At 66.5% G+C, this 18,255-nt stretch carries 17 protein-coding genes; 7 read left to right on the forward strand and 10 right to left on the reverse strand.

The window, feature by feature from the left end; genetic code table 11:
- Positions 1-100: 100 nt before the first annotated feature.
- Together hemB and yihA are read right to left on the reverse strand one after the other, a co-directional pair.
- The gene (gene hemB / locus FS845_RS16780; protein ID WP_144637318.1) at positions 101-1,111 is read right to left on the reverse strand and encodes a porphobilinogen synthase; all 1,011 of its coding nucleotides are present in this window, start codon (positions 1,109-1,111) and stop codon (positions 101-103) included.
- Positions 1,108-1,731: a ribosome biogenesis GTP-binding protein YihA/YsxC gene (yihA, locus tag FS845_RS16785; protein ID WP_144637320.1), complete on the reverse strand. Its 624-nt coding sequence runs from the start codon at positions 1,729-1,731 to the stop codon at positions 1,108-1,110. The genes hemB and yihA overlap by 4 nt, the downstream gene beginning before the upstream one ends.
- A 370-nt stretch (positions 1,732-2,101) precedes the next feature.
- On the opposite strand from yihA, the gene FS845_RS16790 reads away from it, so the two are divergent.
- From FS845_RS16790 to ccsB, 3 genes are all read left to right on the forward strand, one after another.
- Entirely contained in the window at positions 2,102-2,803 is a 702-nt protein-coding gene (locus tag FS845_RS16790; protein ID WP_144637404.1) for a c-type cytochrome, read from the forward strand.
- Between the two features lie 129 nt (positions 2,804-2,932).
- On the forward strand, positions 2,933-5,014 hold the full coding sequence (locus tag FS845_RS16795; RefSeq protein ID WP_409929305.1) for a cytochrome c biogenesis protein ResB: 2,082 nt from the start codon (positions 2,933-2,935) through the stop codon (positions 5,012-5,014).
- Positions 5,015-5,021: 7 nt separating this feature from the next.
- A complete protein-coding gene (gene ccsB / locus FS845_RS16800) occupies positions 5,022-6,359 on the forward strand; it encodes a c-type cytochrome biogenesis protein CcsB (RefSeq protein WP_144637322.1) in 1,338 nt (445 codons plus the stop codon).
- Between the two features lie 81 nt (positions 6,360-6,440).
- Here the strand turns inward: ccsB and FS845_RS16805 are convergent, their stop codons facing one another.
- The 5 genes from FS845_RS16805 to lptM all read right to left on the reverse strand — a co-directional run bounded on the left by FS845_RS16805 (position 6,441) and on the right by lptM (position 10,258).
- Entirely contained in the window at positions 6,441-6,707 is a 267-nt protein-coding gene (locus FS845_RS16805; protein ID WP_144637324.1) for a hypothetical protein, read from the reverse strand.
- Between the two features lie 86 nt (positions 6,708-6,793).
- Positions 6,794-8,098, reverse strand: a complete 1,305-nt coding sequence (locus FS845_RS16810) for a HipA domain-containing protein (RefSeq protein ID WP_144637326.1) — start codon at positions 8,096-8,098, stop codon at positions 6,794-6,796.
- Positions 8,095-8,361 (reverse strand): helix-turn-helix domain-containing protein, encoded by a 267-nt coding sequence (locus tag FS845_RS16815; RefSeq protein WP_144637328.1) that lies wholly within the window; start codon positions 8,359-8,361, stop codon positions 8,095-8,097. Before FS845_RS16815 ends, FS845_RS16810 begins: the two co-directional genes overlap by 4 nt.
- Before the next feature lie 272 nt (positions 8,362-8,633).
- The gene (gene lysA, locus FS845_RS16820; RefSeq protein ID WP_144637329.1) at positions 8,634-9,929 is read right to left on the reverse strand and encodes a diaminopimelate decarboxylase; all 1,296 of its coding nucleotides are present in this window, start codon (positions 9,927-9,929) and stop codon (positions 8,634-8,636) included.
- Positions 9,926-10,258 carry an LPS translocon maturation chaperone LptM gene (gene lptM / locus FS845_RS26955; RefSeq protein WP_409929306.1) on the reverse strand — a complete coding sequence of 111 codons (333 nt, stop codon included), beginning with the start codon at positions 10,256-10,258 and terminating at the stop codon, positions 9,926-9,928. Before lptM ends, lysA begins: the two co-directional genes overlap by 4 nt.
- On the opposite strand from lptM, the gene cyaY reads away from it, so the two are divergent.
- Complete coding sequence (gene cyaY, locus FS845_RS16830; RefSeq protein WP_144637333.1) at positions 10,170-10,499, forward strand: iron donor protein CyaY; 330 nt, start codon at positions 10,170-10,172, stop codon at positions 10,497-10,499. The two genes, lptM and cyaY, sit on opposite strands and share 89 nt — an antisense overlap.
- Before the next feature lie 83 nt (positions 10,500-10,582).
- Here cyaY and FS845_RS16835 read toward each other — a convergent pair whose 3' ends face one another.
- Positions 10,583-13,039 (reverse strand): penicillin-binding protein 1A, encoded by a 2,457-nt coding sequence (locus tag FS845_RS16835; RefSeq protein ID WP_144637335.1) that lies wholly within the window; start codon positions 13,037-13,039, stop codon positions 10,583-10,585.
- A gap of 114 nt (positions 13,040-13,153) precedes the next feature.
- Between FS845_RS16835 and FS845_RS16840 the strand changes: the two genes are divergently transcribed.
- The 3 genes from FS845_RS16840 (at position 13,154) to FS845_RS16850 (ending at position 16,097) form a co-directional block, all read left to right on the forward strand.
- Positions 13,154-13,789, forward strand: a complete 636-nt coding sequence (locus FS845_RS16840; RefSeq protein WP_144637337.1) for a shikimate kinase — start codon at positions 13,154-13,156, stop codon at positions 13,787-13,789.
- Positions 13,786-14,865, forward strand: coding sequence for a 3-dehydroquinate synthase (gene aroB / locus FS845_RS16845; RefSeq protein WP_144637339.1), 1,080 nt, complete (start codon positions 13,786-13,788; stop codon positions 14,863-14,865). The genes FS845_RS16840 and aroB overlap by 4 nt, the downstream gene beginning before the upstream one ends.
- A 104-nt stretch (positions 14,866-14,969) precedes the next feature.
- Positions 14,970-16,097, forward strand: a complete 1,128-nt coding sequence (locus FS845_RS16850; RefSeq protein ID WP_144637341.1) for a deoxyguanosinetriphosphate triphosphohydrolase — start codon at positions 14,970-14,972, stop codon at positions 16,095-16,097.
- 287 nt (positions 16,098-16,384) lie between these two features.
- On the opposite strand, the gene FS845_RS16855 is transcribed toward FS845_RS16850, so the two are convergent.
- A complete protein-coding gene (locus FS845_RS16855) occupies positions 16,385-17,452 on the reverse strand; it encodes a helix-turn-helix transcriptional regulator (protein WP_144637343.1) in 1,068 nt (355 codons plus the stop codon).
- Between the two features lie 133 nt (positions 17,453-17,585).
- Positions 17,586-18,245, reverse strand: a complete 660-nt coding sequence (locus tag FS845_RS16860; protein ID WP_144637345.1) for a glutathione S-transferase family protein — start codon at positions 18,243-18,245, stop codon at positions 17,586-17,588.
- Between the last annotated feature and the right edge of the window lie 10 nt (positions 18,246-18,255).

Consider the following 18,255-nt stretch of genomic DNA (forward strand, 5'->3'; position numbering starts at 1 on the left):
GCCATCCCGCACGTCCGGCGCAGGCGTCGGAAGCACCAGAAAAAACGGCCTGCGCGAAAGAGCTCTTTCGCGCAGGCCGTCGTCTTTCAGCGGATGGAGATCACGCCTTCAACAGCATGGCCGCGTCGATGGCGAAGTACGTCAGGATGCCGTCCGCGCCGGCGCGCTTGAACGCCAGCAGCGATTCCATCATCACCTTGTCGTGGTCCAGCCAGCCGTTGGCGGCCGCGGCCTTGATCATCGCGTATTCGCCGCTGACCTGATAGGCGAACGTGGGCACGCGGAAGGTGTCCTTCACGCGGCGCAATACGTCCAGGTAGGGCATGCCGGGCTTGACCATCACCATGTCGGCGCCTTCCTGCAGGTCGGCGGCCACTTCGCGCAGCGCTTCGTCGATGTTGCCCGGATCCATCTGGTAGGCCTGCTTGTTCGACTTGCCCAGGTTGGATGCCGAGCCCACCGCATCGCGGAACGGGCCATAGAACGCGCTGGCGTACTTCGCCGAATACGCCATGATGCGCGTGTGGATGTGCTGCGCGTCCTCCAGCGCCTGCCGTATGGCGCCGATGCGGCCGTCCATCATGTCGCTGGGGGCGACGATGTCCACGCCCGCATGCGCCTGCACCAGCGCCTGGCGGATCAGGATCTCGACGGTGGGCTCGTTCAGCACATAGCCCTGCTCGTCGATCAGGCCATCCTGGCCGTGGCTGGTGTAGGGGTCCAGCGCCACGTCGGTCAGCACGCCCAGCTCGGGAAAGCGCTGCTTGATCTGCGCGACCACGCGCGGGATCAGGCCGTCGGGGTTGGTGGCCTCGATGCCGTCTGGCGTCTTCAAGGACGGATCGATCACCGGAAACAGCGCCAGCACCGGAATGCCCAGCTCGACGCAGCGCTCGGCCACGGGCAGCAGCGTGTCGGGCGAATAGCGCATGACGCCGGGCAGCGAGGCCACGGGCTGCGCCAGGCCCTTGCCTTCGGCCACGAACACCGGGTAGATCAGGTCATCGACGGTAAGCGCGTTCTCGCGCACCAGCCGGCGCGTGAAATCGTCGCGGCGCAGGCGGCGCGGGCGCGAGGCGGGAAAGGCGGGCGAGATGATGTGCGGATTCATGGTACGACCTTGGGGGAGATCCAGTTTTCGATCACTTCGGTCGCTTCCGGCAGGCCGAGGCGTTCGGTGGAAGAGAACGGCACCGCGCTCAGGTGGCCGATGTCGGCCAGTTCCTTGCGAACCGCCTGCACGGCGCGGATGCGCTGGCCGTAGGGCAGCTTGTCGGCCTTGGTCAGCAGCGCCAGCACGGGGCGGCCGGTGGGCGCCAGGAAGTCGGCCAGGCGACGGTCCAGCGAGGTGACGCCGCGACGGATGTCGATCAGCAGCACGACGCCCGCCAGCGACGGGCGGTCGCGCAGGTAGCCGCCCAGGATGTCGGCCCACTGCTCTTTCTCGCGGTGCGCGACCGAGGCGTAGCCGTAGCCCGGCAGGTCGACCAGGAAGCCGATGTGTTCGCCGGGCACCAACGGGTCGGGCAGGCCGAACAGGTTGATCAGGCGCGTGCGGCCGGGCGTCTTGCTGGAGAAGGCCAGGCGACGCTGATTGCACAGCACGTTGATGGCGGACGACTTGCCGGCGTTGGAGCGGCCCACGAAACAGACTTCGGGCGCGCTCGGGGCGGGCAGCTGGTCGAGACGGGCCGCCGAGATGGTGAACGAGGCGCGATGCAGAATGGACACGGGTATACCGGGGGGTTGATTACGATCCCTATTGTATAATCCGGCGTTTGCAGCATAGGTCCCCGCGCGAGGGACCGGCAAATTCGTCCGCGATGCAAGGGTTGAAACTCGGGGTTGAAACCCGGAGTTGAAAACCCGCCGCAGGAAACAACAGCGGTGGGAGCAGCCTGAAGTCGGCCGGCCTGAAATGGGCGGGTTGACCTGATTACGCGGGACACGGGCGGGAGGGCCGGAGACGAGACGTAAGCCATGGACATGGCCGGACAGGCCATGCGCGCGGCATACGCGACGTGGAAGCAGTAGGCGTGCGGGCAGGCGTAGGCGCGGTGTTCATCGTGCCTTGATCGATACCGATCGTCGAGGTTTACACATGAAGCATGTGCTGTCCCGGATGTTGGTAGCAAGTGGGCTGATGCTGGCTGCATCGGCATACACCGTCAGTTTCGCCGCCGAGGCGGGCGCCGGCCCTTCCAAGCCCGATGCCGCGAAGGGTGAACAGCTGTTCACCCAGGGCGACGCCACACGAGGCATCACTGCCTGTGTGACCTGTCACGGGCCGGGAGGCAACAGCTCTCTGCCGGCCAATCCGAACATCGCCGCCCAGCCGCACGAATACCTGGTCAAGCAGCTGACCGACTTCAAGGTCAAGGATGGCGCCAAGGCGCCGGCACGCAATGGCGCGGGCGGCAATCCCACGCCCATGACGGCCATGGTGCAGCCCATGACGCCCGAAGACATGCAGAACGTGGCGCTGTACCTGGCGTCGCAGCAGCTCAAGCAGCCCGCCACCGCGGGCCAGAAGGACTCGGTCGAACTGGGACGCAAGATCTGGCGCGGCGGCCTGCCCGAGCGCGGCGTGCCGGCCTGCGCGGCGTGCCACAGCGCGAATGGTGCGGGCATTCCGGGGCAGTATCCGCGCCTGTCGGGACAGTTCCCCGCCTACCTTGAAGAACAGCTGAAACTGTTCCGCAGCGGCGACCGCAACAACAGTGCTCCCATGCATGACATCGCGGATCGCATGTCGGATGCCGATATCAAGGCGGTCGCCGATTACGCCGCGGGTCTGCGCTAACATAGCGCCTGCCGGCCGCGCCCCCGGGCGCCGTGTGCAGCCGCCATTGAAACACTCGCGCACGGAAACCAATCCCGTGTTGCACTGTCCATGAAGGGGAGCCGCGCCGCCGCGGCTCCCCTTTTTCACATGACACCGACCCAACCCCCCCGATCCCGCCTCCCGCTGCGCAGCCTGCCTGGCGAACTGATCGAGCTGCTGAGCTCGATGCGTTTCGCCGTCAGCCTGCTGATGTTCATCTGCGTGGCCAGCATCGTGGGAACGGTGCTGGCCCAGAATCGCCCGTCGAACAACTACGTCGACCAGTTCGGGCCGTTCTGGTTCGAGGTGTTCGACAAGTTCTCCATCTGGCACGTCTACAACAGCTGGTGGTTCCTGACGATCATGGCGTTCCTGGTGGTGTCCACCTCGATCTGCCTGATCCGCAACGCTCCCAAGATGCTGCGCGACGCCCGCTCGTTCCGCGAGCACGTGCGCGCCAGCAGCCTGCGCGCCTTCCCGCATCGCATCGAGACCGCGCAGCCCATGCCGGTGGACCAGGCCGTGGCCGACGTGCGCGCCAGGCTGGGCCAGTTGGGTTATGCCGTGCGCGAGCGCCGCGACGGCGACAGCGTGATGCTGGCCGCCAAGAAGGGCAGCGCCAACCGGCTGGGCTACATCTTCGCCCACGCCGCCATGGTCATCATCTGCATCGGCGGGCTGCTGGACAGCGAGCTGGCCGTGCGCCTGCAGGTCATGCTGGGCGGCAAGCATCCCATCACCGACAACATGCTGATCGCCGACGTGCCGGCATCCGGCCGCCTCTCGGTGGGCAACCCCAGCTTCCGCGCCAGCGTGCTGGTGCCCGAGGGCAGCCAGGTCGGCACGGCCGTGGTCATGGTGGGCGACGGCGCCCTGGTGCAGCCGCTGCCTTTCGCGCTGAAGCTGAAGAAATTCGTCGTCGACTACTACTCCACGGGCATGCCCAGCCGCTTTGCCAGCGAAGTCGAAGTCACCGATCCCGACAACGGCAAGTCGTTCGACGCCACCATCGAGGTCAACGAGCCGCTGCGCTACAAGGGCGTCACGGTCTATCAGTCCAGCTTCGACGACGGCGGCAGCGGCGTGCAGCTTACCGGCTACCCGCTGGTGGGCGCCGAGGCCGGCACTTTCCGGCTGGACGGCACGGTGGGCAAGCAGTCCGAGGTCACCGCCACGGGGGCGCAGGGCAAGCCGTATTCCATGCAGGTGGACATCACTTCGCTGCGCCCCATCAACGTCGAAGACCTCACCTCGGGCCGTCCCGACGCCTCGCGCGCCGCGATGAGCCTGGGCGAGCACGTGGCCTCGGTGGCGGGCAGCGCGGCCGGCAAGAAGAACGAGAACCTGCACAACGTCGGTCCCAGCGTCGAATACCGCCTGATCGACGAAGCCGGCCAGGCGCACGAATTCCGCAACTACATGCTGCCCGTCACCCTGGACGGCGCGCAGGTGCTGCTGGCCGGCGTGCGCAACAACGCCGGCGAACCCTTCCGCTACCTGCGTATCCCGGCCGACGAAAACGGGTCGGTGGCCGAGTTCATGCGGCTGCGCGCCGTGCTGAACGATCCGGCCGCGCGCCGCGAGGCCGCGCAGCGCTTCGCGCAGCGCAACGCGCCGCCGGGTGCCGACCTGGCGCCGCTGGCGACCGCCGCCGAGCGCGCGCTCGAGACCTTCTCTCATGGGGGCCTGCAGGCCATCGCCGATTTCCTGCAGACCAATACGCCGCCCGCCGAACTCGAACGCGCCGCCGACGTGGTGGTGCGCCTGCTGGGCGCCAGCGTGTCCGAGTTGCGCACGATCGAGCGCCGGCGCGCCAACCTGTCGGTGCTGGCCGAAGACGAGGAGCAGGCGCAATGGTCGCGCCTGGCGGTGGCCGCACTGTCCGACCTGTCCGCCTATCCGGCCCCGGCCTTCTTCGCGCTCAGCGATTTCAAGCACGTGCAGGCCAGCGTGTTCCAGGTCAGCCGCACCCCCGGCAAGACCACCGTCTATATCGGCTGCCTGCTGCTGATCCTGGGCGTGTTCTCCATGTTCTACATCCGTGACCGCCGCGTCTGGGCCTGGGTGCGTCCGTCCGCCAACGGCGGCAGCGACGTGCTGGCGGCCATGACATCGCAAAGGCGTACACTCGACTTCAACCAGGAATTCGAGCGCTTGCGCCACGCGCTGACGCCGCAAAACAGGTCCTGAGGCTTCCATGTCCACCACCACCACCTCTCCCTCCCAGACGGCCTGGCCGCAAAGCGTCTCGGCCACGGGCGACAGCCGCGCGCGCCGCGGCCGTCCCGACTGGACCGACGCCATCTTCTTCGTGCTGCTGGCCGTGGGCGCGGGCTTCGCGATCAGCCGGTATGGCCATGCCATGGATTACTACGAGACGCTGATCCTGTGCGGTCTCGTGCCCGCGCTGACGTGGCTGGGCTGGCTGTGGCGGCCGTTGCGCGGCCTGATGGTCGCCTGTGCGCTGGCGGCCGGCCTGGCGCTGCTGCTCTACCAGAACGACCTGGCGCGCGCCGAGCACGTGTTCTTCCTGAAGTACCTCTTCTCGTCGCAATCCGCCGTGCTGTGGATGTGCGCGCTCTTCATGCTGGCCACCGTGTGCTACTGGGGCGGCATCGTCAGCCCCACCAGCGCGTGGCTGGGCACCGCGCTCACGTGGGGCGCCGTCTTCGCCGGCCTGACCGGCCTCTTGGTACGCTGGCGCGAAAGCCACCTGATGGGCCCCGACCTGGGCCACATCCCGGTCAGCAACCTGTACGAAGTGTTCGTGCTGTTCTCGCTGATCACGGCGCTGTTCTACCTGTACTACGAACGCAAGTACGCCACGCGCGCGCTGGGCGGCTTCGTGCTGCTGGTCATCTCGTCGGCCATCGTGTTCCTGCTGTGGTATTCGTTCACGCGGGACGCTGGCCAGATCCAGCCGCTGGTGCCCGCCCTGAAAAGCTGGTGGATGAAGCTGCACGTGCCTGCCAACTTCATCGGCTACGGCACGTTCTCGCTGGCCGCCATGGTGGGCTTCGCCCATCTGGTCAAGCAGCATGGCGAAACCGCCTCGTGGGCCAAGCTGGCGCCGCTGTTCGTGCTGGGCGTGCTGCTGTGCGCCGAGCCCATGGTGTTCCGCACCGACGGCCTGTCGGCCACGTGGATGATCTACGGCGGCGTGGGTGTGGTCATCACCGGCCTGATCCTGGCCGCGCGGCGTCGCATCGCCCAGGCCCTGCCGTCGCTCGAGGTGCTGGACGACATCATGTACCGGGCCATCGCGGTGGGCTTTGCCTTCTTCACCGTGGCCACGGTGCTGGGCGCCCTGTGGGCCGCCGATGCCTGGGGCGCCTACTGGCAATGGGATCCCAAGGAAACCTGGGCCCTGATCGTCTGGCTGAACTACGCCGCCTGGCTGCACATGCGCCTGATCAAGGGCCTGCGCGGCACCATGGCCGCGTACTGGGCGCTGGTGGGCCTGTTGATCACCGGCTTCGCGTTCCTGGGCGTGAACATGTTCCTGTCGGGCCTGCACTCGTACGGCGAGCTGTAGGCGGGCAACGGGGCCGCTGCTTCGCGGCGCGTCCTGGTGCATGGAAAAGGGCGGCATTGCCGCCCTTGTCTTTTGCGCCGATCAGCGCGCGAACGCGCGGCGCAGCCGTTCGGCTTCCGCCTTGTTCAGGCGCTGCGCCTCCTTTTCAGCGTATTGTTCCTCGCCCGGCTCGTACGAGCCCTTGAAGATGCAGCTGCGTCGGTTCTTGCGGCACTTGGCCTCTTCCTGCGCCGCCTGCTTGTCGCTGACGGCTGCTTCGCTGCTGGCCGCCGTGTCGCTGCCCGCGTCCGATGACGCGTCGGGCTTGTTCGTGGAGCATCCGGCGATCGAAACCGCCAGGATCAACATCGCGCCGCACCGGTTCAATATTCGAATCGCAGACAAATCTTTTCCCGCCTTGCCAGCATGCCATGGCTTTATTTATAGCAAACCCGTCAGGCGATCTGCCTGGCCATGTCGCCGATGACGGTGTGCAGAATGGTCTTGAGGCACCGGGATTCTCCTCCCATGGTCGCCGTCAGGTCCGGGCGTGCGCGGATGAGTTGTTCGTTCTCGGCCATGATCTCTGCATGGAGCGCTTGCGCCAGGGCCGGGATGCGGTTGCGCAGATTGCCCAGCAAACGCTCGGCCGTTCCCTTGGCCAACTTCAATGCAGCCCCGGCTTCCAGCAGTACGGCACGGTTGATGTCGGCGAAGCGGCGGGCGCCGAGGATTGGCCAGGCCAACTGCGTTTCCTCCGGCCATCCATGCTTTTCGAAGGCGCGCGTCTCATAGGTAGCGACGCTGAGCAGGTCATAGAACGGCGCCAGCTGTATGCCCTCGTGCGACACCAGGAAACTGAGGTTCTTCAGGTGGGCATCGGCATTGCCGACCAGCACGTTAAACACCAGCCAGCCAAACAACCGGGACCGCGCCACCGCCGGGCTGCGGCAGGCATCGGCCAGTGCCGCCAGGCTTTCCATGCTGCCCTGGCTGTACTTGAAACCACGATCGAGCCCCAGCAGTTGGCATGCGTCGATCATGTGCCTGCGCTGCCAGCCTTGTGCAACCGGTATCCGATCGAAGCGATCGATCAGGTAGACGGGCGAGGGCACATACCGGCGATGTACCTGCGGCACCTCCAGGCCCAGTCGCCGTGCCAGGCGCATCACGAACCATTCGTTGATGACGGAATGGGGATAGTCCTCATCAGGATGATCCGGCTTCAGGATATGTGCCGATGGCGTGGCGCCAGCAGGTTCGAACAGCGCATCGTCCTGCAAAACGACCGCCAGCTTGTGCTGTGCGCCTGCCAACGACATGCGTTTGATGGCAGCATGCGTCAACGGAGTCTTGGGCAACTGGCGGATCCGGGTCTCCAACGCATCGTCGCGCAAGGGGCGCAAAGGCTCAACGGCTTGGGGCGGCGAATCCGACGGCAACAAGGTAAGAGATCCCGCGGACTCCGCGCCGTACCACGCCAGCAGGCCGAATGCGTCTGCCACATCCAGTTTGGCGTCCCCGGCCAGCAAGCGACGTTGCCCTTCTTCCGGCAACAGGTTGTCGAAATACCATTGCACTGGTCGCTGGCTTGCTCCGTCCAGCAAAGGCTCGGATGCAAGAGGCAGAAATGGGCTGAGTGCGAAACCGTCTGGATTCTCGATCCAGGCATCCGCATATCGAAAGCTCCACAGGCCGTTCACCTCCTGCAGAGTGCCGACCTCGACCTCGTTGATCGACGCGCGCAAGGACCGGCTCATCGTCTAGCCTTGGCGTTCGACGGGTCATTCAGGTATGCAGCCACGCTTTCCGGCACATCCATGACGACCCGGACGCCGAGTCCCTCCAGTACCTGGAACAGCTTGCCCCACTGCACGGATTCACTGCCGCGCTCGATCTTGCCCAGGAAGTTTTCGCTTACGCCGATGCTGCCGGCTGCATCGTCCTGGCGTATTTTCTGGGCTTTGCGACTGGCGCGCACGATCCTGCCCACGGCAGCCGCATCATCTATAGGTATCTGCATGGCGAATCCTCACGGTCGTAAGGATTATGCGCCCATGCCAGTGAGTCTGACAAGAATCCGCGCGATCGTGAGGATTCTTACGGTTAAGCGAAGAATTCCGCTGAAATCCTTACGTTCGTGAGGATTTTCGTGCGGAAATGTCGAATAAATCCCCGCAGAATCTGCGGTGAATCCGCTTGTCGAAATCCGTCCAGCAATAAAAATCCGACCAGGCGGCATGCCGCGTGATCGGACTCCAGAAACCCATGCAACGCCGCCCCTCGGGGCGCGCTTCAGGGCAGCGTGGTCTCGCCGCGCATCAGGTCTTCGATGGTCTCGCGCCGGCGGACCACGTGGTACTTGTCGCCGTCGACCATGACCTCGGCCGGGCGGCCGCGCGAGTTGTAGTTGCTGGCCATCACCATGCCGTAGGCGCCCGCGGATTCCAGCGCCAGCACGTCGCCTTCTTCCACGTGCAGCCGGCGCTGGCGCGCCAGCCAGTCGCCGCTTTCGCAGACCGGGCCGACCACGTCGTATTCCTGTTCGCTGCCCTGGCGCGGCCGAACCGCGCGCAGGCCATGGTAGGCCTCGTAGAGGGCCGGGCGCAGCAGGTCGTTCATGGCGGCGTCGACGATGGCGAAATTGCGCGCCTCGGCATGCTTGAGGAACTGCACGGTGGTCAGCAGCAGGCCGGCATTGCCGACCAGCGAGCGGCCCGGTTCCAGCACCAGGTGCAGGTGGCCGTAGCCGCGTGCCCGCAGGCGGTCGAACACGCGGTCCAGCAGCGCCTTGGGCGAGGGCGGGATTTCATCCGTATAGCGGATGCCCAGGCCGCCGCCCAGGTCCAGGTGCTCGATGGTGATGCCGGCGCGGGCCAACTGGTCGATCAGGTCGAGCAGCTTTTCCAGCGCATCGAAATAGGGGCTGATGTCGGTGAGCTGCGAACCGATGTGGCAATCGACGCCGACCACTTCCAGGCCCGGCAGCGATGCCGCCAGCTGGTAGGCGTCCAGCGCAGCCTCGATGGCGATGCCGAACTTGTTTTCCTTCAGTCCGGTGGAGATGTAGGGGTGCGTCTGTGCGTCCACGTCGGGGTTGACGCGCAGCGACACGCGCGCGGTCCGGCCGGCCTGCTGGGCCACCTGCGACAGGCGGCGCAGCTCGGCCTGCGATTCGACGTTGAAGCACTTCACGCCGGCCTCGATGGCCATGCGCATTTCCCAGGCCTGCTTGCCCACGCCCGAGAACACCACGCGCGACGGATCGCCGCCCACGGCCAGCACGCGCTGCAGTTCGCCGCCCGACACGATGTCGAAGCCCGCCCCCAGGCGCGCGAACTCCTTCAGCACCGCCAGGTTGGAGTTGGCCTTCATGCCGAAGCAGACCAGCACGGGGCGTGCGCCGATGGCGTCGCGGTACGACTGCCAGGCCGCCGCCAGCGCGGCACGCGAATAGACGTACAGCGGGGTGCCCAGCTCGGCTGCCAGTTTGTCCAGCGCCACGTTCTCCGCGTGCAGCACGCCGTCGCGGTAATGGAAATGGGGATGGCCAGCCAGTTCGGGCTGGATCGTGGGGGCGGACGAGGTCATTGGGCGGAGGTGCGGGAGGGAAGCTGAGGAGTGCTGGAGCCCGGAATGTTGGTCGAAGGCGGCGGCGGATTGCTCGGTTGCGCGCGGCTCTGGCCTTCTTGCGGCGGCAGGTACAGCGGGCCCTTGAAGCCGCATGCGGCCAGCATGCCGGCGGCCGCCAGCGTGGCTACAATGCGTAGAGCCTTGCGGCTGCATGCCAGTGGGGACACAGATGACTCCGTAAATCGTGCAGATGGAATTATGACCGAAACCGAATTTCTTGCGTTGATCGACCAAGTACTGGACAGCATCGAGAGCCAGTCCGACGACTGGGCTGCCACGCTCGACATCGACGTCGAAGCCAGCCGCAGCGGCAATGTCCTGACCCTGGTGTTCGAGGACGGCACGCACGTCGTCGTCAACTCGCAGGCCGCCATGCAGGAACTGTGGGTGGCCGCGCGCACGGGCGGCTTCCATTACCGCTACGACGGCCAGCAGTGGAACGACACCCGCGGCGGTCCCACGCTGCCCGAGGCCCTGTCGCAGATCTGTTCCGTGGCCGCCGGCCAGCCGGTGACGGTGCGCCTGTAGACCGCCGTAGGCGCCGCCGCGGGCCGCGCCCGCCGGCACACCGCAATAGCTGACGGGCCGCCCTGCAAGGCGGCCCGTTTTGCTTAGAAGGGGATGTTCTGCGACCAGGTCTGGTTGCTGCGTGCCCCGACGCCGGGCGCGGCGCGGATCTGGCTGTCCTCGCTGCGCAGGCCGTTCAGGAAGTCGCCCAGCGTATCGTTCTGCTGCGACGTCGGCGCCGCGCCCAGGCCCAGCGAGGCCACGGCCTGTCCGGGCGGGTACTCCGCGAAGTAGTACTCGCCGCCTTCGACCAGCAGGCCTTCGGGACGCTGGCGCTGTTTTTCCTCGGGCACGCCCTTCAGCATTTCCTGCATGTACTCGAGCCAGATCGGCATGGCCACGCCGCCGCCGGTTTCGCGCGAGCCCAGCGAGCGGGGCTGGTCGTAGCCCAGCCAGGCCGTGCCCACCAACGCCGGCGTGTAGCCCGAGAACCAGGCATCGACGGACTCGTTGGTGGTGCCGGTCTTGCCGGCGACGTCGCCGCGTTTCAGGGTGGCGCGGGCGCGCGCCGCGGTGCCGCTGGTGGCGACGCCACGCAGCATGTCGTCGGCCACGAAGGCCGTGCGCGGATCGATCGCACGGATCGACTGGTCGCCCGCCGTGACGGGCTTGGACTGCATCAGCACCTTGCCCGAGCTGTCGGTGACGCGGTCGATCAGGTAGGGCGTCACGCGATAGCCGCCGTTGGCGAACACGGCATAGGCGCCGGCCAATTGCAGCGGCGTCACCGAGCCCGCGCCCAGCGCCAGCGGCAGCACGGCCGGCTGGCGGTTCTTGTCGAAGCCGAAGCGGGTCAGGTAGTCCTGCGCGTACTGCGGGCCGATGGCCTGCAGGATGCGGATCGACACCATGTTCTTGGACTTGTACAACCCTTGCCGCATGGTCAGCATGGGTTCGTACTGGTTGCCGTAGTTCTTCGGATGCCAGGCCTTCGAGCCCGTCTGCGCGGCCGTCAGTTCGAACGGCTGGTCGGAGATCTGCGTGCCCGGCGTCAGGCCGCGTTCGAGCGAGGCGGCGTAGATGAAGGGCTTGATGTTCGATCCCGGCTGGCGCCAGGCCTGCGTGACGCGGTTGAAGTTGCCGCGGAAGAAATCGAAGCCGCCCACCAGCGACCGGATCGCGCCGTCGTTGGGCACCATCGACACGAAGGCCGCCTGCACGCCGGGAAAGTTGATGACTTCCCAGTCGCCGTTGTACTTGTGGATGTACACCACCGAGCCGCGCTTGATGCGCACGTCCGGCTTGGCCTTGTCGCCCAGCGCGCGCGCCACCACGGACAAGGCCTTCTTGTCGTTGATGGTGATGATCTCGCGCGAGCTGCGCGCCACCTTGATCTCGCTGGGGCTGGCCGACAGCACCACGGCGGTCAGCAGGTCGCCGCTGTCCGCGTACTTGTCGTAAACGCCATCCAGGAACTCGTCCAGCGCGGTGGGATTGTTCTCGACGCCCTCGGGCATGTCGAGCTGGTCTTCGGGGCCGGGATAGGGCGCGCGGCGCGTGTATTCCAGCACGCCGTCGCGCACCGCGTTGTAGGCGACTTCCTGGTCTTTCGAGACCACCGTCGTGTAGATGTTGATGCCGCGCGAATACAGGTTGTCCTGGTACACGTTGTACAGCAGCTGGCGAGCCAGCTCGGCCACGTATTCGCCGTGGATGCCGTACACGCCGCCCGCCGTGGCTTCCATCGACTTGAACACCAGCTGCTGCGCCGTGGCGGTCTTGTATTCGGGTTCGGTCAGGTAGCCCAGCGAGTACATGCGGTTCAGCACGTAGCGCTGGCGCAGTTCGGCGCGGGGGCGGTTGGACAGCGGATTGAAGCGCGACGGGGCCTTCGGAATGCCGGCCAGCATGGCGGCTTCGGCCGGCGTGACCTCGGACAGCGGCTTGCCGAAATACGTGCGCGACGCGGCCGCGAAGCCGTAGGCACGGTGCCCCAGGTAGATCTGGTTCATGTACAGCTCGAGGATCTGGTCCTTGGTGAGCTGCGATTCGATCTTGAACGTGAGCAGCAGTTCGTAGAACTTGCGTGAATACGTCTTCTCGGACGACAGGTAGAAGTTGCGCGCCACCTGCATGGTGATGGTGCTGGCGCCCTGCGACTTCGAGCCGCTCATCAGGTTGGTCAGGCCCGCGCGCGCCACGCCGGCCCAGTCCACGCCGCCGTGCTGGTAGAAGCGGTCGTCTTCCGCCGCCAGCACCGCCGACTTCATCACGTCGGGGATTTCATTGAAGCGCAGCACGTTTCGGCGCTCTTCGCCGAATTCGCCGATGAGGACCTTGTCGGCGGTGTAGACGCGCAAGGGCACGCGCGGCCGGTAGTCGGTCATCGCGTGCAGATCGGGAAGGTTCGGCCAGGCCAGCGCCAGCGCCATGCCGGCAAGCAGCGCGCCGCACAGCCCCAGGCCGGCCAGCAGGATGCCGGTCTTGACGAAGAACCGCAAAATCGGCGAGCCGCTGGGGGCGGGCTGGTCCTGCTTCGAAGAATTCTGGCGCTTGCTCATCGCGGCGATTTTACGGTGATCTAACGGTGTGGCTCAGGCCCGCTCGCCGGTTTCTGTAACAAAATAGTTCCAGTGTGGTAAGCGGGCAACTGGCGGCAATGGGATAATGCCGCCATGAATGTCTTTGCGAATCCTTGCGCGCCTTCGGACGACGCCGCCACGCCCGACGCCGAGTGCGCCGATGCGCGCGCGTTGCCGTGCAGCGAGCCGTCCGCCAGACTGCCGTACGATCTGCCCATCTTCCTGGTGGGCATGATGGGCGCCGGCAAGACTACCATCGGGCGCGGACTGGCACGCGCGCTGGGCCGCGAATTCGTCGACCTGGATCACGAACTGGAAGCACGTTGCGGCGTGCGCGTGCCGGTCATCTTCGAAATCGAGGGCGAGGCGGGATTTCGCCGGCGCGAAGCGAACGCGCTGCAAGAGTGTACCCAACGGCGAGCGATCGTACTTGCCACGGGGGGCGGCGCGATCCTGGCCGAGGAAAACCGCCGCCTGCTGCGCGAACGCGGCGTTGTGCTGTATCTGCGCGCAAGCGTTGATGAACTGTACCGCCGTACCTGCCGCGACCGCAATCGTCCGCTGCTGGCCACCGCCGACCCGCGCGGCACGCTGCGCCAGCTGCTCACGCTGCGCGAACCCCTTTATCACGAGGTGGCGCACCTGGTTGTCGAAACCGGCTGCACGCCGGTGGCCACCCTGGTGAAGTCGCTGATTCCCAAGCTGCAAGCCTACGAGGCACAACAATGACCGTGGTCGTCGACGTCGACACCCCTGGCGGACGCTATCCCATCCACATCGGTGCCGGCCGGCTCGACCTGCTGGACGCCAGCATTCCCGCCGACGCCACGTCCATCGTCATCGTCACCAATCCCACCGTGGGCGACCTGTACGGCGGGCGCGCCATGGCCGCCCTGCAGCGCACTGGCAAGCGCGTGCTGCGCATCGACCTGCCCGATGGCGAGGCCCACAAGGACTGGCAAACGCTCAACCTCATCTTCGACGGCATGCTCGAGCACCGCTGCGATCGCCGCGCCGTGCTGGTGGCGCTGGGCGGGGGCGTGATCGGCGACATGGTCGGCTTCGCCGCCGCCGTCTACATGCGCGGCGTGCGCTTCCTGCAGGTGCCCACCACGCTGCTGGCCCAGGTGGATTCGTCGGTCGGCGGCAAGACCGCCGTCAACCATCCGCTGGGCAAGAACATGATCGGCGCGTTCCACCAGCCCGTGGCCGTCGAGATCGACACCGACGTGCTGCGCACGCTGCCCGACCGCGAAATCTCGGCCGGCCTGGCCGAGGTCATCAAGTACGGTCTGATCCTCGATCCCGAATTCTGGACCTGGTGCGAAGCCAATGCGGCCGCGCTGCGTGCCCTGCAGCCCGACGCGGTATCGCATGCCATCCGCCGCTCGTGCGAACTGAAGGCGCAGGTGGTGGGCAAGGATGAGCGCGAGTCCGGCCTGCGCGCCATCCTGAACCTGGGCCACACCTTCGGCCACGCCATCGAGTCCGGCCTGGGCTATGGCCAATGGCTGCACGGCGAGGCCGTGGGGTGCGGCATGGTGCAGGCCGCCGAGCTGTCGGCGCGCGTGGCGGGCTTTCCGCCGGCCGACGTGCAGCGCGTGCGCGCGCTGGTGGCGGGCATCGGCTGTCCGGTGCAGGCCCCCGATCTGGGCGACGATCGCTGGCTGGCGCTGATGCAGGTCGACAAGAAGACCGAAGGCGGCGAGATCAAGTTCGTGCTGATGCCGCGCATCGGCGAAGCCATCACCCGCGCCGCCCCGGAAGCCGCCGTGCGCGACGTGCTGCGCCACACGGTGGCCTGAGCCCGTCGCCGCCCCGCAGGGATGGATATGTCCATCGCGGGGGTGGCGGCCCGCCGCGCAAGGGGGCACTATGAAGGCTTCATGAATCGGGAGTCGGATCGCCGATGACTACACTGGCCGCCTACGCTTGCCATCCCAACCAATCACGTGGCCGGGCGCACGATGAGACGCCCGCCGGCAATCGCACCGAATTCCAGCGCGACCGCGATCGCATCGTGCATTGCACCGCGTTCCGCCGGTTGGAGTACAAGACGCAGGTCTTCGTCAACCACGAAGGCGACCTGTTCCGCACCCGTCTGACCCACAGCCTGGAAGTGGCGCAGATCGCGCGCACACTGGCCCGCAGCCTGGGGCTGTCCGAAGACCTGATCGAAGCCATCGCGCTGGCGCACGACCTGGGCCACACTCCCTTCGGCCACGCGGGCCAGGACGAGTTGAACGCCTGCATGCACGAACTGGCGCCGGCCGCTGGCGGCTTCGAGCACAACCTGCAAAGCCTGCGCGTGGTCGACGAGCTGGAAGAACGGTACGCCGACTTCAACGGCCTGAACCTGTGCTTCGAGACTCGCGAGGGCATTCTCAAGCACTGCTCGGCGGCGCATGCGCGCCAGCTGGGCGACGTGGGCCAGCGCTTCCTGCAGCGCACCCAGCCATCGCTCGAGGCCCAGGTGGCCAATCTCGCCGACGAAGTGGCCTACAACAATCACGACATCGACGATGGCCTGCGGTCCGGCCTCATCACGCTCGAGCAGTTGCAGCAGGTCGGCATCTTCGCGCGGCATCACGCCGAGGTGATGCGGCTGCATCCCCAACTGGCGTCTCGCCGTGCCGTGGCCGAAACCATCCGGCGCATGATCAACACGCTGATCACCGACCTCACCACGACGACATTGTCGCGAATTCGCGATCATTCGCCGGACAGCGTGGATGCGGTGCGCCAGGCGCCGCCGCTGGCCGGTTTCTCGGACGCCGTGCGCGCGGAAGCGGACGCGCTCAAGCAATTCCTTTTCCACAACCTGTACCGGCATTACCAGGTGGTTCGCATGACCACCAAGGCGCGCCGCATCGTGCGCGAGCTTTACGCGGCATTCCTGCAGGATCCCCGCCTGTTGCCGCCCGATTACCGGCGCGAAGACGGTACGATGCAGGCGCGCGCCATTGCCGACTACATCGCGGGCATGACCGACCGCTACGCAATTCGCGAACATCGCCGCTTGTTCGAAATGAGCTGATTGACGGGTTTTTGCCTCGGGCATCCCCCAAACGGGGGATGCGGGCGTAGGACCAACGGCTTAAGATGACCTTGCACATTCGCCGTGCTTGCCCGCCCGCCGGGATGCCGATATGGGGCACCATGGTATCCCTGGCCGGGCGGGGCCTTTTCTTCCCCGTATCGTCCCAACGTCACTAAGCCATGCTCGCTTACGTGAACGTGCGCATCAGCGTGAAATGTCGCATATCGGGATCCATCTTCCGATAGCCGCCGACTTCGAATTTCCCAATATCCAGGTGCGCGGGTTCAGGCCGGGCCTTGCAGCAGTGAGGCCAGCCGCAGCAATTCCGCCTGGCGGTGCGTGCCGGTCTTGTGCAGCATCGACTTGGTCTGCGTGCGCGCGGTTTCCATGGCGACGCCCAGCGTGGCCGCGGCCTGCGACAGGGTCTGCCCGATCATCAGACAGTCCAGCAGCCGGCATTCGGCTTGGCTGAAATGGAACAGGTCCTTCAGCACGTCGTGCGGCACGGGCGTGCGCAGGCGGTCGGGATGGATCACCACCAGCGCGATCGGCCCATCGGGCAGCCCGTGGGCATGCGCGGACGGCGCGGGCAGCGCGACGGCATAGCCGCCCTCGGCGGACAGCCGGTGGCCGGCCGCGCGGGCCAGGCCCAGCTTGCCGGTGGCCGTGGCCAGTAGGCGCCGCCACTCGGCGTTGTCGCGCAGCCTGCCGGCATGCTGCGCGTACCAGCGCTGGGCCGACTGATTGCTGGACAGCAGCCGGCCGCTGGCGTCCAGCAACAGGATGGGAGTGGAGAAGGCCTCGAGCGCGGCCAGGCTCCAGGTCGCCTGGCGTTCCAGCGAGCGCAGCTTCAGGCGCAACTCGATGGCGCGCTGCAGATGCGGGACCAGCCGCCGCAGCGTCTCCTCGTGGCGCGCCTCGAACGGACCCCGGCGGTGTTCGCGCTGGAAGGACACCATGTGTTCCATGCCGTCCTGGCGCAGCGGAAACGCCATCAACAGCGATCCGATGCCATGCCGGTGCAGGAAGTCGTTGTAGAACGAGGTGTTGCGCATGGCCGAGGGCGCGTCGCGCTGGTCCAGGAACGAACCCCCCGTGGGAATGCGGTGCGACACCGCATTGATGATGTCCTGTTCTTGGTAGTGCGCTTCGTATTCGGCGATCATCGGCGCATCGTGGCCGGTGACCTCGTCCACGAGAATGCGGCCCGTGTCCTGGTGGCGCGCCAGGAAGGCGCCACGGTCGGTGTCGAGGACGTGGGCAGCCAGATGCAGGGCTTCTTGCCAGCGGCTGGCATTCGTCACGCCCTCGTACAAGGCGCTGGCGATGCTTAACTCGTATGCGGGATCCATAGGGGATCGAGGGCTAGCGGGACGAGGCGAGCCTCGTGAGCGCGCCGGATTCCAAATGTTATACCACTTGTCAGTTTCTGACTTCGTGGAAGAAGCGCCCGAAAATCCGCTGCGCGACTTTCGTGGTCTTTCGTCAGCGTTGCGTGCGGTACGGTTCGTCTTCCGGCACGAAGACCGCTTCGGCGCGGGCATCGCGCGTCCAGTCCTGCATGGCGGGCAGGGCCAGCACGGCGTCCATGTACTCGCGCACACTGCCCACGGCCGGCACGCCGTAGGTGACGAAGCGCGACACCACGGGGGCGTAGAACGCGTCGGCGATGCTGAAATGGCCGAACAGGAAGGGCCCGCCGTGGCCGAATTCGGCGCGCGTGTCCTGCCAGATGGCCTGCACGCGCGAGATGTCCTGCTGCGCTGCGCTGATGTCGATGCCGGGCAGGTGCGCTTCCACGTTCATGGGCAGCACGCTGCGCAGCTGGGTGAAGCCGCTGTGCATCTGCGCCGCCAGCGAACGTGCGCGGGCGCGGGCGCGCGGGTCGGCCGGCCATAACCGGGCGGCGGGGTTGTTCTCTGCCGCGTATTCGCAGATGGCCAGGGAATCCCACACCGCGAAGTCGCCGTCCAGCAGCACCGGCACGAGGCCGGCGGGCGAGACCTTCTCGAGCGCGCGCGCGAACGCGTCGGTGAACAGGCCTACCTTCTGCTCCTGGAAGGCGACGCCGCCGGCACGCAGCGCTAGCCATGCGCGCAGCGACCAGGACGAGTAATTCTTGTTGGCGATGATCAGGGTGTACATGGGCGGGATT

It is taken from the genome of Bordetella genomosp. 13 (genome assembly GCF_007679965.1).
GTDB lineage: Bacteria > Pseudomonadota > Gammaproteobacteria > Burkholderiales > Burkholderiaceae_B > Bordetella.

Bases quoted from the DNA above. Each gene is read 5' to 3' on its own strand.
- hemB (WP_144637318.1), bottom strand. From the start codon at position 1,111: ATGAATCCGCACATCATCTCGCCCGCCTTTCCCGCCTCGCGCCCGCGC.
- FS845_RS16790 (WP_144637404.1), top strand. From the start codon at position 2,102: ATGAAGCATGTGCTGTCCCGGATGTTGGTAGCAAGTGGGCTGATGCTG.
- FS845_RS16795 (WP_409929305.1), top strand. From the start codon at position 2,933: ATGACACCGACCCAACCCCCCCGATCCCGCCTCCCGCTGCGCAGCCTG.
- ccsB (WP_144637322.1), top strand. From the start codon at position 5,022: ATGTCCACCACCACCACCTCTCCCTCCCAGACGGCCTGGCCGCAAAGC.
- FS845_RS16805 (WP_144637324.1), bottom strand. From the start codon at position 6,707: ATGTTGATCCTGGCGGTTTCGATCGCCGGATGCTCCACGAACAAGCCC.
- FS845_RS16810 (WP_144637326.1), bottom strand. From the start codon at position 8,098: ATGAGCCGGTCCTTGCGCGCGTCGATCAACGAGGTCGAGGTCGGCACT.
- FS845_RS16815 (WP_144637328.1), bottom strand. From the start codon at position 8,361: ATGCAGATACCTATAGATGATGCGGCTGCCGTGGGCAGGATCGTGCGC.
- lysA (WP_144637329.1), bottom strand. From the start codon at position 9,929: ATGACCTCGTCCGCCCCCACGATCCAGCCCGAACTGGCTGGCCATCCC.
- cyaY (WP_144637333.1), top strand. From the start codon at position 10,170: ATGACCGAAACCGAATTTCTTGCGTTGATCGACCAAGTACTGGACAGC.
- lptM (WP_409929306.1), bottom strand. From the start codon at position 10,258: ATGTCGAGCGTGGCAGCCCAGTCGTCGGACTGGCTCTCGATGCTGTCC.
- FS845_RS16835 (WP_144637335.1), bottom strand. From the start codon at position 13,039: ATGAGCAAGCGCCAGAATTCTTCGAAGCAGGACCAGCCCGCCCCCAGC.
- FS845_RS16840 (WP_144637337.1), top strand. From the start codon at position 13,154: ATGAATGTCTTTGCGAATCCTTGCGCGCCTTCGGACGACGCCGCCACG.
- aroB (WP_144637339.1), top strand. From the start codon at position 13,786: ATGACCGTGGTCGTCGACGTCGACACCCCTGGCGGACGCTATCCCATC.
- FS845_RS16850 (WP_144637341.1), top strand. From the start codon at position 14,970: ATGACTACACTGGCCGCCTACGCTTGCCATCCCAACCAATCACGTGGC.
- FS845_RS16855 (WP_144637343.1), bottom strand. From the start codon at position 17,452: ATGGATCCCGCATACGAGTTAAGCATCGCCAGCGCCTTGTACGAGGGC.
- FS845_RS16860 (WP_144637345.1), bottom strand. From the start codon at position 18,245: ATGTACACCCTGATCATCGCCAACAAGAATTACTCGTCCTGGTCGCTG.